9 protein-coding genes and 1 pseudogene are annotated in these 14,267 nt (G+C 43.7%); 8 read left to right on the top strand and 2 right to left on the bottom strand.

Annotated elements, in window-relative coordinates:
* From VFM80_RS03485 to VFM80_RS03465, 5 genes and pseudogenes are all read left to right on the top strand, one after another.
* Positions 1 to 679, top strand: a pseudogene (locus tag VFM80_RS03485) (hypothetical protein); the annotation flags it as partial.
* Between the two features lie 75 nt (positions 680 to 754).
* A complete protein-coding gene (locus tag VFM80_RS03480; RefSeq protein ID WP_395069595.1) occupies positions 755 to 2,476 on the top strand; it encodes an ATP-dependent DNA ligase in 1,722 nt (573 codons plus the stop codon).
* Between the two features lie 118 nt (positions 2,477 to 2,594).
* Positions 2,595 to 3,914 carry an efflux RND transporter periplasmic adaptor subunit gene (locus VFM80_RS03475; RefSeq protein WP_395069593.1) on the top strand — a complete coding sequence of 440 codons (1,320 nt, stop codon included), beginning with the start codon at positions 2,595 to 2,597 and terminating at the stop codon, positions 3,912 to 3,914.
* A 10-nt stretch (positions 3,915 to 3,924) separates the two neighbouring features.
* Positions 3,925 to 7,032, top strand: coding sequence for an efflux RND transporter permease subunit (locus tag VFM80_RS03470; RefSeq protein ID WP_395069591.1), 3,108 nt, complete (start codon positions 3,925 to 3,927; stop codon positions 7,030 to 7,032).
* Between the two features lie 6 nt (positions 7,033 to 7,038).
* Positions 7,039 to 7,584 (top strand): GNAT family N-acetyltransferase, encoded by a 546-nt coding sequence (locus tag VFM80_RS03465; protein WP_395069589.1) that lies wholly within the window; start codon positions 7,039 to 7,041, stop codon positions 7,582 to 7,584.
* Positions 7,585 to 7,623: 39 nt separating this feature from the next.
* Here VFM80_RS03465 and VFM80_RS03460 read toward each other — a convergent pair whose 3' ends face one another.
* On the bottom strand, positions 7,624 to 9,741 hold the full coding sequence (locus tag VFM80_RS03460; protein WP_395069587.1) for an elongation factor G: 2,118 nt from the start codon (positions 9,739 to 9,741) through the stop codon (positions 7,624 to 7,626).
* A gap of 302 nt (positions 9,742 to 10,043) precedes the next feature.
* On the opposite strand from VFM80_RS03460, the gene VFM80_RS03455 reads away from it, so the two are divergent.
* From VFM80_RS03455 to VFM80_RS03445, 3 genes are all read left to right on the top strand, one after another.
* Positions 10,044 to 11,033: an asparaginase gene (locus tag VFM80_RS03455; protein ID WP_395069585.1), complete on the top strand. Its 990-nt coding sequence runs from the start codon at positions 10,044 to 10,046 to the stop codon at positions 11,031 to 11,033.
* An 86-nt stretch (positions 11,034 to 11,119) separates the two neighbouring features.
* Positions 11,120 to 11,836, top strand: coding sequence for a ribonuclease H-like domain-containing protein (locus tag VFM80_RS03450; protein ID WP_395069584.1), 717 nt, complete (start codon positions 11,120 to 11,122; stop codon positions 11,834 to 11,836).
* A gap of 122 nt (positions 11,837 to 11,958) precedes the next feature.
* Positions 11,959 to 12,519 carry a DUF4168 domain-containing protein gene (locus tag VFM80_RS03445; RefSeq protein WP_395069582.1) on the top strand — a complete coding sequence of 187 codons (561 nt, stop codon included), beginning with the start codon at positions 11,959 to 11,961 and terminating at the stop codon, positions 12,517 to 12,519.
* 132 nt (positions 12,520 to 12,651) lie between these two features.
* On the opposite strand, the gene VFM80_RS03440 is transcribed toward VFM80_RS03445, so the two are convergent.
* Positions 12,652 to 14,136: a dihydrolipoyl dehydrogenase family protein gene (locus VFM80_RS03440; protein WP_395069580.1), complete on the bottom strand. Its 1,485-nt coding sequence runs from the start codon at positions 14,134 to 14,136 to the stop codon at positions 12,652 to 12,654.
* Positions 14,137 to 14,267: the final 131 nt, after the last annotated feature.

Genomic DNA, 14,267 nt, shown 5'->3' with positions numbered 1-14,267 from the left:
CGGAAACCTCCTTTACACCGGCGATTACCGTACACCGCCCTCGCCTGCCACCGAGGGCTTTGAACTTCCCGATAAACCCATTGACACTTTTATAACGGAAGCGACCTTCAGTCTGCCCGTGTATAAATGGAAACCGTATGGGGAACTGAAGGCTGAGATCATCGGCTTTGCTAAAGAAGCATTGGAGAATAAATATACCCCGGTCTTTTTAGCGTACAATCTCGGGAAAGCACAGGAGATCATGTATCTGCTAAAAGACCTGGGGCATCCCATTCAAATTCACGGTGCGGGATATAAACTTTGTGAGGTGTATGAGGAACACGGATTCTCTCTCGGAAATTATGAGGCCTACAATCGGGATACTTGCGAAGGTAAGATCCTGATCTGCCCGAGCTCGGCCATCAACAACGGCTTTGCTTCCAATGTGAAGAAAAAGCGCATTGCCTACTGCTCCGGATGGGCAGCCATGGAATCACGGCGAAGTCAGCTCACCGTAGATAAACTCATTCCCATTTCCGATCATCTGGATTTTTTCGAGCTGATCGATCTTTGCGAGCGGCTTCAACCCGAAAAGGTATATGTCACCCATACCCCAAACCCAAAGGTGGTGCAGCATTATTTGGATGAGCGGGGAATCATATATGAAAACTTTAATATGAGAAGAGATGAGGAAGGATGAATTCGTTATTGGTTATTCGTTAATCGTAGATCGAGAACACGAATAACCAATAACAATTAACGAATAACGTCAACTATGAGTAAACCAGCGGAACATACATTCCTGCAACTATCTAAAGTAGCACAAGCCATTTCTGAGACTCGCAGTAGCAATGCCAAGATCAGGATCTGTGCGGATTACTTTAGAATTTTAGAAGATGATAAAAACTTAGAATTAGCTGCTCAGTTCCTGGGAGAGGGTGCCTTTTCCGACATATCCGGGAAGCGGGCTTCGGTGGGCAGCCGGACCTACTCTACACTGGCTGCCGAGATCTGCGAGGTCGATTATGAGCAGGTCTTCAAACCAAGCAAAACAGCTGTGGGAAGTGCTTCTGAAACCATTGAGAAGTTGTTCGCCAATATTCCCGAGGCTCGGGATAAATGGACCGCTGCAGAACTTTCCCTTCAGGATGTTGAAGCGATCTTTGACCGGCTGTATGAGGTTTCTTCCCGAAAAGATAAACAGGACATCCTAAAAGAAGCTTGGTCGCAGTTAACTCCGCTTGAGGTCAAGTATTTTTTGAGGATCATGGGACGAGGCTCGCTCCGCATTGGATTTGAAACCAAAAGCATTATTTCGGCTATTGCAAAAACTTTTGGGCAAAAGGTCAAAGATGTCCGCTATGTACACATGATCACCGGAAGCATCGGAAAAACAGCCGTTTTAACCAAACAGGATCGGTTGGATGAAGCCAGTTTTGAGCTCTTCCATCCACTTTCTTTTATGTTGGCCTCGCCTATTGAAAGTCGGGCCGTGGACGATTACAGTGAATACGTAGCGGAAGAGAAGTTTGATGGGATGCGGTGTCAGATTCATGTTTCAGGGAATAAAGTGAAGATCTTTTCGCGGGATCTGAATGATATCACACACTCCTTTCCGGAGATAATCTCAGCATTTTCTCAAAAGGAATTGCCGGAATTAGTTTTAGACGGGGAAATCTGTGTATTCAAAGATCAAACGATCATGCCTTTTCAGTATCTGCAAAAACGAATGGGATTGAAAAAACCTTCCAAAAAGATAGTCGAAAAACATCCCACCACTCTGATCGCTTATGATGTCCTTTATTTTGATGGAAAATCGGTGTTTGAACAAAGTCTGACTGAGCGCCGGGGTCTTTTATCGAAAGTTTCTGAATCACATGAAATCCCCGTGACCACCCAGTTTGAGATCAAAAGCAGAGATCATATCGACGAGCTGTTTGAACGAGCCCTTGCTCATGGTAATGAAGGATTGATGCTGAAGAAGAAAGATTCGGTGTATGAATATGGGCAGCGCAGGAAATCGTGGCTGAAAGTGAAAAAACCGGGCGGCTCCATCGATTCCATTATGATGTACGCCCATGCCGGAAGCGGAAAACGAGGCGGCACTTATTCTGATTTCACCCTGGGAGTATCGGTCAGAGATGATGAACGCTACGAAGAGGAATTCATCCCGATAGGAAAAGCTTATGGCGGATATACAGATGAAGAACTCAAAAAATTGAATACGAAGATCAAGGAGATCACAGTTGAAAAGTACGGGCCAACATTAGGACTACTGCCCGAGATCGTGATCGAGCTGGAATTCGATGATATTCAGATCAATAAACGAACCAAAGCAAATTACACGCTTCGGTTCCCGCGCTTCAAGGCCATTCGCTGGGATCTTTCCCCCGATGATGTGGATACGCTAAAAGACGTGGAGCGGTTGTATGAGGAAAAGATGAATAAAGAGCGGTTATCCCAAGAAATACATCCTTCGTTCAGAATAAATTTATGAGATAATATCCTGTTAAGGTTCTTTTCAACTTGTAATCCATTTTAATAGTATTTAACAATTTAAAGGGAGAGGTTTACAAACAATTTGGGTTATTAGAGTCAAACTTTAAAATAAAGAAATGAAAAATCTTTTGTCCGTTATAAAATTAGCACTGCTAGCCACATTAGTTTTCAGCTTGGGGGCTTGCACACAGAATGATACTAATCCTGAACAACAACAAGAGAATCTCGTTACTCCTGCTGTTGAAGCGGTACAAGCTCGTTATGGCTCACTTCCTCTAGTTGAAAGATTTAGCGGAAACGTCAGGTCTCAAAATCAAGTCGCTTTATATCCTGAAATTTCCGGTGTTGTAGAACAGATATTTGTTCAAGACGGAGATTATGTAGAGAAAGGCGATAAGCTTGTTCAGATGAATACAAGTGTACTTGAAAAACAGCTTCAACAAGCAGAGGCAGGATATAAAATTGCCAGCGCCCAGCTAAAGCAAGCCAAAGCAGGTCTCACTCAGATCCAAAACGAATATAAGCGTATCAAACAACTTGAGGAAAAAGACTTAACCAGTCAGGTTCAAGTAGACCAAATAGAAGGACAATTACTTTCTGCCGAGGCAGATGTTGAACTGGCTGAAGCCCGCCTCAATCAAGCTGAATATTTGGTAGATGAACGCAGAAATGAATTAAATAAAGCGGTGGTAAGGGCACCGATCTCGGGTACCGTTGGCCAACGAAATGCAGAAATTGGAATGCAGGCTTCTACTGATACTCAGCTTTTTATGATCGGTGACCTTTCTAAGCTTACGGTTGAGATCGTACTAACAGAAAATATGCTGAATCAAATTCAAATAGGTCAAACGGCTCGTATTTTAGTAGATGATCGAAATGGAAAAGAACAGGTTTTAACAGCAGAACTTTCTCGAATCTCCCCCTTTTTAAATGAGGTAACCCGGAGTACGGAAGCCGAGATCGATGTGAATAATGAAAACGGGCTGTTAACGCCCGGAATGTTTGTTCCTGTAGATATTTTATTTGGTGAAAGTGAACAAGCAACTCTTATTCCCGTGAGTGCCCTTTATACAGATCCTACCTCAGGGGAGGAAGGAGTATTTATAGCAACTTCACTTGGTTCAGAAATTGAACCCGTCAGTGACACATCTAATAATTCCAATGGCCCGGGCGCAATGACAGAACCTACTCCAGTTGAATTCAGAACTATTAATGTATTGGCCGAAGGAAGAATGGAACTTGGAGTTTCAGGTGTTGAAAGCGGTCAGTGGGTGGTAACAGTTGGCCAGGATCTTTTATCTGAGGGCCGAACCGAAGCAAGAGTTCGTGCGATGAGCTGGGATCGTATTTTTCGGCTTCAAAATCTTCAGCGAGAAGACCTATTGAATGAGATCATGCAAGAGCGTGATACTGAATTATCTAATGTAAATCTATAAATTTACGATCATGCCCCTTACAGAAACTTCAATTAAACGCCCTATTGCTACATCGATGGTCTTCCTGATCATCATCACCTTGGGCATTATCGGATTCCGGTTTTTACCTGTTGACCTACTCCCCCCCATTGAGTATCCACAGCTTACCGTAGCTACCGACTATGCCAATGTCGGCCCTGAGGAAATTGAAGCTATCATTACCGAGCCTATTGAGAATGCACTTGCCGGTGTTCCGGGAGTTGAACGTGTTCGCTCCAGCTCGGAACAAGGCGGAAGTCGTGTTACCCTCGAATTCGCCCAGAGTGTAGATATTGATGTGGCATCCAACGATGTTCGAGCAGCATTGGATCGGGTGAGGGGATCTATTCCACCTGAAGCTGATGCCCCACGAATTTGGAAGTTCGATCCTAATAATTTCCCTATTGTTATTATAGGCGCAAACTCAGATATGAATCTGGCTGAACTGACGGTATTACTTGATCGTGAGATCACCAAAAGGTTTGAACAGATCAATGGCGTTGGTTCTATCGACATTTGGGGTGGTATTGACCGAGAGGTTAAAGTAGATATTAAACGAGACCGCCTTATTGCAAGTGGTTTAACCACCGCCGATGTACAACAGGCTATTGCAAGTGAAAATGCAAACTTACCAGGAGGAAACGTTAATTCCGGAATTCAACGACTCTATGTACGTACTCTGGGAGAGTATGAATCCATTGATCAGATCGCCAATACGGTTATTACCACTATCGATTCAAAACCCATTCGGGTGAAAGATGTAGCTAATGTTACATTCGGTTATCAGGATTTAGATCGAGTTGTAAGTATAGACGGCAAGCCTATGGTGCGATTTGGTATCCGTAAACAAACCGGAGCCAACACCGTTGCTGTAGCTCAACAAATCCGGGAAGAAGTAGAACAGATCAATAGCCAGCGTGACGATCTGAATCTTTTTATCACAACAGACCAAAGTACATTTATTCAAAGTTCCATTGATAATGTACAGAGTTCAGCCATGTGGGGAGCCCTGCTTGCGGTTTTAGTGCTCTACGTCTTTTTCAGGAATGGTTCTTCTACCTTTATCATTGCTTTAGCTATACCTATTTCAATTATTGCGACCTTTGCACTGCTCTACTTCAATGATCTGACCCTGAATCAAATGAGCTTTGGCGGGCTTGCGCTAGGTGTCGGTTTGATCGTAGATAATGGAGTGGTAGTGCTCGAAAATATTATCCGCCTCCGTGAAGAGGAAGGCGAAGAACTGAAAACAAGTGCCCTCATTGGCACAAAACAGGTTGCAGGTGCGATTGTCGCTTCCACTCTGACCACTTGTGTGATCTTCTTGCCGGTAGTATTCATGCAAACTATCTCAGGACTGCTGTTTCAGGAATTGGCCCTTGTGGTAGTATTTGCACTCATATGTTCTCTGTTGGTTGCCCTGACTCTCGTGCCCATGCTTTCCAGCCGTTTTCTTACCATCAAAAAGGGCACTGAGAATAAGAAAAGTCGATTCCAGATATTTTTTCAAAGAATGGAGATCAAATATTCCCAGTTACTTGAAAAGATCCTGCATCACAAACCGGCAGTATTTACTGTTACGGGAATACTGGTTGTAGGCAGCTTTTTGTTGATTCCAATCATACCCGTAGAGCTTGCCCCGCAAACCGATGCCGATGAAATTGATATAAATCTTCAAATGGCAGATGGTACTAACATCGCAGTACAAAATTTATATCTGAAGGAACTTGAGGAAATTGTCCGTGCAACTTTGCCCATGGAAAATGTGAAAAACTTAACCACAGAAGTAAGAGATGGCCGCGCTGAAGTTGAGATTGCGATGGTCCCGCAATCAGAACGAAGTCAAGGCACCTCAGAAATAGCAGCTGAACTAAGAGAAAACCTTTCCGGTAAAATTCCCGGAGCGGATATCCGTGTTGATGCCCAATCAGGCTTATGGATACTCAGACGAGTATTTGGCAGTGGCGGAGGTGAAGATGTTCAGTTTCAACTCCGTGGTTATGATATTGAAAAAGCCTATGAACTTGCCCAACAGTTAAAACTGCAGGTTGAGAAAATTCCGGGAATTGTGGAAGTGCGTTCCGGAAGAAGTGAAGGAACTCCGGAAGAACGCATTCTATTTGACCGTGCTAAGCTCGCGGATCTCGGACTTTCCGTTCGTGATGTAGCACAGGTTATTCAAACGAATATCGGTGGAAGCCGTGCCGGTTCTTACCGCATTGGCGGAGACGAATATCCTATCACCGTTCGTCTTCGTCCCGAAGACCGACTTGGAACTCTTGATATAGACAACATTTCCATCCGAACCCCGGATGGCGGAGTTCTACCAATTTCATCCGTAATTAAAAAGGAAAGTGGCCGTGGACCGGAAGACATCAATCGTATCAATGGCCAGCGTGTAACCACTATAACTGCAAATCTTGAGGGTGGAGTGGCCTTAGGTGAAGCAGTAGAGGCCATTCAAGACGAACTTTCTGATTTCCCCCTACCCTCCGGATTCTCCATTGTTTATGGAGGTGAATGGGAAGAACAGCAAAAAGCCGCCGCCGATTTTTCCATGTCCATCATAATGGCACTCATCCTGATCTACATGGTAATGGCCGGGCAATTTGAGCGATTCCTTGATCCTTTGGTTGTAATGTTCTCTGTACCCCTGGCCATGATCGGGGTTATTCCTGCGCTATTATTGACCGGAACCACCCTGAACATCCAAAGTTTTATGGGAATGATCATGCTCATCGGTATTGTGGTGAACAATGCTATTGTACTGGTAGATTATATCAACCTGATGAGACGTGAGAAAAATATGCCTGTGTTTGAAGCTGTGGTTGAAGCAGGACGGCTAAGATTACGACCGATCCTTATCACAACATTAACAACTGTACTTGGATTGCTTCCTCTCTCCTTTGGATTGGGCGCAGGTGCTGAAATTCAGGCTTCACTGGCCCGCGTGGTTATTGGCGGATTAACGGCCTCAACTTTGGTTACTTTGGTATTTATTCCGGTAGTTTACGTTAGTGCAGATGCCCTACTTGATAAAGCAAAAGCCATTAACTGGAATCCTTTTAGCTCATCTAAAGAGGTTGAACTGGCTCAATAGTGATATATGCCTGAAAAGCTTTCGTTAATCATACGAAAAGAAAAGCCTGCTGACTATGAAGCCGTTGAAAGCCTCATTCAGCAGGCTTTTGCTTTAGCGGAACACCGTGACGGAAATGAGCATCGACTTGTTAAGAACCTTCGAAATTCCAATGCTTTCCTCCCAAAGCTTTCCATGATTGCTGAACACAATGAGAGAATTGTCGGACACATCCTGCTCACCAAAGTTCAGATCAAAAATGGAGATGAGGCATTTGACTCACTGGCTTTAGCACCGGTTAGCGTATTGCCGGAATTTCAGAACAGAGGGGTTGGAGGAAAGTTGATCGAAGCAGCTCATCATCAAGCCAAAACCATGGGATTTACTTCCGTAGTTATACTCGGCCATGAAGGCTATTACCCAAAATTTGGATATAAACCGGCCCACACATTTGGGATCAGTTTCCCATTTGAGGCTCCTCCCAAAAACTGTATGGCAATAGAATTAGCACCCAATTCACTGGCCAACGTTTCCGGTGAGATAATCTATCCGGATATCTTTTTTGAAAACTGATACAATCCTGTACCTATTAAGAACACTACTGTTCCATTCTCAATGTTCAATGTTTTCCTTCACTACCCTTTCCTGAATATCATGTGGAACCTGGGCATAATGCGAAAACTGCCTTGAATAAGTAGCACTGCCCTGTGTCATGGATTTCAGACGGGTTGAATAGTGGTCGAGTTCTTCAAGCGGTACATGTGCTTTTATCTTTTGAATAGAACCTTCGCCATCCATACCCTGAATTTGGCCGCGTCTGGTACTCAGATCACTCATCACATCCCCCATGTAATCAGCAGGCACATTTACTTCTATTTCATAGACCGGCTCCATCAGCTGAGGGTTTGCTTTCATGAATCCATCCCGAAACGCCATCAAAGCAGCTGTTTTGAAGGCGGCCTCATTTGAGTCTACCGAGTGCATGGACCCATCATAAACCGAGACCCGAATATCCCGAGCACGGCATCCGCTCATCGGGCCGTTCTCCATTTTATCCATCACTCCTTTTAGAATGGCCGGCATGAAACGATTGTCGATCACTCCGCCTACTATGCAATTTTGGAACACCAGCTTTCCGCCCCATGGCAGATCATGCTCCTGCACATCACGAACTTTCAGATCATCCGGAGTGGACATCCCCTCAGTATAAGGTTCGATCAGTAAGTGTACTTCTGCAAACTGCCCAGCTCCGCCCGACTGTTTTTTGTGTTTATAAGTTGTTCGGACTCCTTTAGTGATGGTTTCACGGTATGGAATTTTTGGAGTTACAAATTCAACATCCAGTTTAAAGCGATTCTTTAGCTGATCTTCGATCACCGCCAGGTGCTCCTCTCCCTGTCCGTGAATAATAACCTGCCGCAACTCCTGGCTATGTTCAATTACAACCGATGGATCTTCCCTGTGAATTTGATGCAAGGCATGGCCAAGTTTGTCTTCTTCTCCCTCTTTCTTCAGCTTCACCGCAGTGCGGATGGTGGTCGGCGGAAACTCAATTCCCTGAAGCTTTACATCATGACCTTTCTCGTGCAAAGTATCATTCACTTCCCCATCTTTAAGTTTTACAACGGCTCCAATATCTCCGGTTCGAATCTCATTGATCTCTATTCTCTTGTGCCCCTCGGTCAGAAATAAACTTCCTAATCTCACCGATGAAGAATTCGAGCTGTTTACCAGATCCATACCCGGACGAATACTTCCGCCATACACTTTAAAATAAATCAGGTCTCCCACATGCGATTCAGAATGAGTCTTAAATAAGAACATGACCGGTTTTCCATCAGGATCCAATTCAAGTTTTTCACCCTCTTCTGTTTTAGGGGCATTTCCCTGAAGTGGATTGGGTGCGACATCATCAAGAAATCCCATAACGCGACCGGTTCCCATATTCTTGGATGCCGTTGAGCAAAAAAGTGGGAAGATTTGCCCATTTACCAGCGAAATATGAAGCCCTTTTTCCATCTGTTCTTCATCCAGTTCACCCTGTTCAAAATAAATATCCATCAGGGTTTCATCATTCTCAGCAATGGCTTCCACTAATTCCTGATGTAGTTTCTCAGCTTGTGGTTTAAGTGAATCCGGGATCGGAAGTTTATCCGGCTTCCCCCCTTTTTCGGGAAATTCGTACATGGTCATTCGAAGCACATCAATGATCGCATGGAAATCTCTTCCCTCACTATAAGGAAACTGTACCACCGTTACTTCCCGTCCAAATGATTCACGGGCTTCATCTACCGTTTTCCAAAAATCAGACTGTTCACTATCCAGCTTGTTCACCACAAACATGGAAGGGACCGAATATTCCTGTACATATTTCCATAAAGAATTAGTCGCCGTTTCCACTCCCCGCTCGCTATTAAGTACAAAAATAGCCGTATCGGCGATCCGTACGGCTCCGGCAACCTCCCCAATATAATCCGAAGTACCGGGAGTATCGATCAAATTGATCTTATGTCCGCGCCAATCCAGGTTCAAAAATGCTGAACGAATGGATTTTTGCTTTTCTTTTTCTAAAGGATAGTAATCTGAAACCGTATTTTTCTCTTCTACCGAACCACGTCGGTTAATGGCTCCGGCTTCGAAAAGCATCGTTTCGGCCAACGTTGTTTTTCCGGAGCCGGAATGGCCCAACAGCACAACGTTTCGGATACGGGTAGGATCATAAACTTTCATAGGAGACTCCTTTTTGCACTTTTCTTTACGCCACGAAAACTCCAAAACACTAAATTATTATTCTTTTTGTGCTTTCGTGTTTTAGTGGCAGATTTACGGTGTGTTTTAATGAAAACAGATTTTAACTTCTGAACGCTTTAGTTAGTTACTGTTTAATTGTTTATTGGAGATAATAAATCTTCCAAATAATCATTTCTCAATAACAAATAACCAAGCTCGAGTCATAAATTCAATGAACAGTACCCATTCTCTTTGAACAGAATGTGAAGATTTAAAATAATCGGAAGCACGAATAAATCAACATGAAAAAAATACTACTGATCCAAACCGGTGGAACTATTGCCATGAACGCCAAGGGAGCCGGTGTTGAACTTGATCCGGAGTCATGGTCAAAGGTGCTCTATAAAGAAATTCCCGAACTGAGTGATATCGCTGAGATCGCTACTTTTCCCCTTTTCTTTGAAGACAGTTCCGATCTGAATGCCACTCACTGGACTCAACTTGCCGATTGCATTGAACAAAATTATGATACTTATGACGGATTTGTGATCTTGCATGGAACAGATACCATGGCCTATTCCGCTTCTGCTCTAAGTTTTGGTTTGAAGAACCTGAGTAAACCCGTGATCTTTACCGGAAGTCAGCTGCCCATGAGCACCATCCGCAGTGATGCCCGCCGTAATTTAGTGAATGCGATTGAGCTGGCTACCATGGATTTCAAGGAAGTAGGGATTTGTTTTAACGATGCGCTCTATCGCGGAAATCGTGCTACCAAACTCAGCATTGGTGATTTTGATGCCTTCGGCTCTCCTAATTTTTCTCCTTTGGCAGATATAGGAATTCAGATCGAAACCCGGGTTTCCGAACAATTCAGCTCAGGAAAGTTTGAGAATAAAGCTAAATACTCAGATGAGGTTTTTGTGCTTACCGCTCACCCCAATTTAAATCCTGAATTATTAGATGGGTTGAATCTGGAAAAGATCCGGGCCGTGATCCTCCGGGCATTTGGGAGCGGAAATTTCTGCATCAAAGGAAAAAACAGCTTGCTTCTTTTTTTAGATAAATGCCGCAAAAATAATGTGATCGTAGCCATCGTTTCCCAGGCCGATTTTGATTCAGTTGACCTCACCCAATACACAGCCGGCCGGGCTGCCCTGAAGCATGGGGCAATTGGCGGAAATGATATGACGCTGGAAGCAGCCCTTACCAAACTCATGTTTTTATTGGCACATTACGATTCCAAAACCGATATTGAGGCATTGTTCCAAAAGTCCATTGTCGGGGAACTTTAAACAGGTGCAAGAAGAAAGGCAGAAGGTTCAAGTAGTTTTGAGCCTAAAACCTTGCACCTTGAACCTAAAACCTTGCACCTAATAAGATGTTTTTCATTTTTGATTTAGAGACCATTCCGGATATTGATTTCATTCGCCGGGTTTTGAATGACCGGGAATCGGATGAAGAATTACTGCTCGAAAAAGCAAGTGAAGAGCTCGCTCGTAATGCTTCAGGCTTTCTCCCTCCCATGTATCACCGTATGGTTTCATGGGTAGGGCTTTGGATCGAGAATACCGGAGGACCCAAGCAAAAGATCGCCTGGAGCGGAGAGGACGAAAAGGAAGGCCTGATCAAGATCTTTGACGCCATTGGCACCTATAAAGACTTCGGCTTAATTCACCACAACGGTAAAGGTTTTGATATTCCCGTACTCACCTATCGTGCCATGAAGCACGGATTGCAGATGCCGGTTCGCATGAATGATTATGATATCCGCTACCGATACAGCAAACACAACATCGATCTTGTGGATGAATTCAGTAATTATGGAGCCAGCTCATGGCCCAAGCTTAAACATCTCGGACAGTTGATCGGAATTCCCTTCAAACAAACCGGAGAAGGAAATGAAGTGTACGCAATGTACAAACGCAGCAAGCTGGATCTGATCGAGCACTATTGCTATGAAGATGTGATGGCAACCTATATCGTTTGGTTGTATCACCAGTTCACGGCAGGACATATTCCAGAAGATCAATTTAATAATTTGAAAGATCGTGCGATGAGTAAGCTGGAAGAAATTCAGGCCGGACCGCCAAAGTAGAATTTGTTTTATATTTTCCCTCCAAAAGTTAAATCATTTAAAATCCATTCTTAAAGGGAACAGAAGTAGAGCGGTGGCGTTAGGTTATTTATATAAACGTAATTAAAATCGAACCTAATCAAATGCTTAAATATATTTTATCGCTAACGATTGCGCTTTCAATGCTGGCTTGCGGATCAGATCAAGAAACTCAGGAACCTGAACAAAATTCCGGTGATCAACAAACACAACAATTTCAACCTGATCAATCTGCACCCGATATTGAAGTTTCTGACGATGAGTTAGAGAAATTCACCGAAGTAACAATGATAGCACAACAAATTCAGTCTGACTCTCAACAAGAGATGCTTGTAGTTGTTGAGGAAGAAGAACTTGATGTACAAACCTACAATATTATTGCAGAGTCACGCTTTAATGAACAATCTGATGACCAGCTCGATGTGAGTGCTGAAGATATCGAAAAATTCGAGTCTGCATCGAAAAAAGTAGAAGAAATTCAGCAGGAAGTAGAAGCCGAAATGACTGCAGCTATAGAAGCGGAAGGCATGGAAATGGATCGCTATATGGAGATCAACATGGCATTGCAGCAAGATCAGGCACTTCAGCAACGCGTTCAGCAAATGATGATGCAGAACATGCAACAAATGCAGCAACAAAGCCAGGGAGAGCAACCAGACCAATAAAAGCTATTTGCATAAAGTTTATTTAAAAGGAAAGAGCTCTGCTTTTTCCTTTTTTATATAAACCAATCCCCTGTGGTAGAAACACAATGCATCGTGTTTCTACCACAGGGGTAAACGGTTCAGCGGAAAAATCTACACAACCCTATCCTTATCGCTGTAATCCGGCACCTCTCCACGATAACCGAAAATGGCTTTGATCAGCTTCACCGACCATGCACTTTGATTTTTGATGTACCATTGGTCTGCTGCACGGCGTGCCCCCAATCCCCAGCTTGGGTACGGATGAATGGTATCGGCGATGCCCCGCATGGAAACTCCGTTTTTCATGGCAACGGCATATTCTGAAATAAACTCTCCGGCATGGGCCCCAACCACGCTAGCGCCCAGGATCTTACCCGATAATTTTTTTGCAAAGATCTTCACCAAACCTACGTCTTCTCCTTCTGAAATAGCCCGGTCAATTTTTGAATAGGGAAATCGATATACCTCAAATTTTACCCCTTCTTCCTTCAATTGTTTTTCTGTTTTACCAACATGAGCCAATTCAGGATCCGTGAATGTAACCCAAGGGACCAGATCTTTTTCGATCTTCATTGGAATGAACTTTAGCAAAGCTTTGGTGGCTGCGATCTTGGCCATATGATCACTCATGTGGGTGAACTGATATCTGCCTGTAACATCTCCGGCTGCATAAATATGTTTTTGATTGGTGCGACAGGATTCATTCACGGTTATATTTCCCTCTTTTGTATTCACTCCGGCAGCCTCAAGATTCAATGAAGAAGTATTTGCCCGGCGACCGGTGGCCATCAATAAAGCATCTCCTTCAATTACTTTTTTGTTTCCGTTTATCTCTGCGTGAACCTGAATCAGACTTTTCTGGCCTTCTACTTTTTTAATGGAGGCATTTAATACATACTGAACTCCCTGCTTTTCCAACTCTCCACGCAAGATCTTCACTAACTCAGGATCGTCATTTGATAAGATCTGCGGCGCCATATCAACAACCGTGACCTTTGATCCTAAATTCACAAAAGCCTGCGACATTTCGGTGCCAATGGGGCCGCCTCCGATAATTATCAATTCTTGGGGGATTTCTTCAATTTCAAACAGGCTTTCGTTGGTGAGATAATCAACGCCATCCAAACCGGGAATAGGCGGAACAAAAGCTCTGGCGCCGGTAGCTATTATAAATTTCTTTGAACTTACCTCTCTCCTGCTTCCATCTTTATGGTCTATACTAATAGTATACGGATCCTTAAATGAAGCTTTTCCAAAGACCACTTCAATCCCCATTTCCTCGAAAATTTCAGGCCGGTCTGCATCTTCATATACTTCCTTTCGAACCTGATCTACATGATTCATTACCTTCTTGAAATCTATCTCCGGTTCGCCATCTATTAAACCATACTTACCGGCCTCTTTAATTTTTCGGGCGACTTTCCCGGCTTTCAGTAGCGTTTTGGAAGGGATACAACCTGTCCATGTGCAATCGCCACCCAGTCGATCTGCTTCCACCATCATGGTTTTTGCCCCAAAGTTTGCGGCTATACCCGAAGCGGTCAGTCCTGCTGCCCCACCGCCAATTACGATCATATCAAATTCATGCTTTGCCATATATTAGTAATCTATATCTGTGAATCTATAATACCAAATCTACACTCCCGATAGAGCTAGATATAGAAACCTTACATATTATATAGCAGCAGAATTCAAACAAAACAGAAAAAATCTGACTATCTAACCGG

Source organism: Gracilimonas sp., assembly GCF_035704785.1.
Classification (GTDB): domain Bacteria; phylum Bacteroidota; class Rhodothermia; order Balneolales; family Balneolaceae; genus Gracilimonas.
This window is presented reverse-complemented; position numbering and strand designations above follow the sequence as displayed.

Bases quoted from the DNA above. Each gene is read 5' to 3' on its own strand.
- VFM80_RS03480 (WP_395069595.1), top strand. From the start codon at position 755: ATGAGTAAACCAGCGGAACATACATTCCTGCAACTATCTAAAGTAGCA.
- VFM80_RS03475 (WP_395069593.1), top strand. From the start codon at position 2,595: ATGAAAAATCTTTTGTCCGTTATAAAATTAGCACTGCTAGCCACATTA.
- VFM80_RS03470 (WP_395069591.1), top strand. From the start codon at position 3,925: ATGCCCCTTACAGAAACTTCAATTAAACGCCCTATTGCTACATCGATG.
- VFM80_RS03465 (WP_395069589.1), top strand. From the start codon at position 7,039: ATGCCTGAAAAGCTTTCGTTAATCATACGAAAAGAAAAGCCTGCTGAC.
- VFM80_RS03460 (WP_395069587.1), bottom strand. From the start codon at position 9,741: ATGAAAGTTTATGATCCTACCCGTATCCGAAACGTTGTGCTGTTGGGC.
- VFM80_RS03455 (WP_395069585.1), top strand. From the start codon at position 10,044: ATGAAAAAAATACTACTGATCCAAACCGGTGGAACTATTGCCATGAAC.
- VFM80_RS03450 (WP_395069584.1), top strand. From the start codon at position 11,120: ATGTTTTTCATTTTTGATTTAGAGACCATTCCGGATATTGATTTCATT.
- VFM80_RS03445 (WP_395069582.1), top strand. From the start codon at position 11,959: ATGCTTAAATATATTTTATCGCTAACGATTGCGCTTTCAATGCTGGCT.
- VFM80_RS03440 (WP_395069580.1), bottom strand. From the start codon at position 14,136: ATGGCAAAGCATGAATTTGATATGATCGTAATTGGCGGTGGGGCAGCA.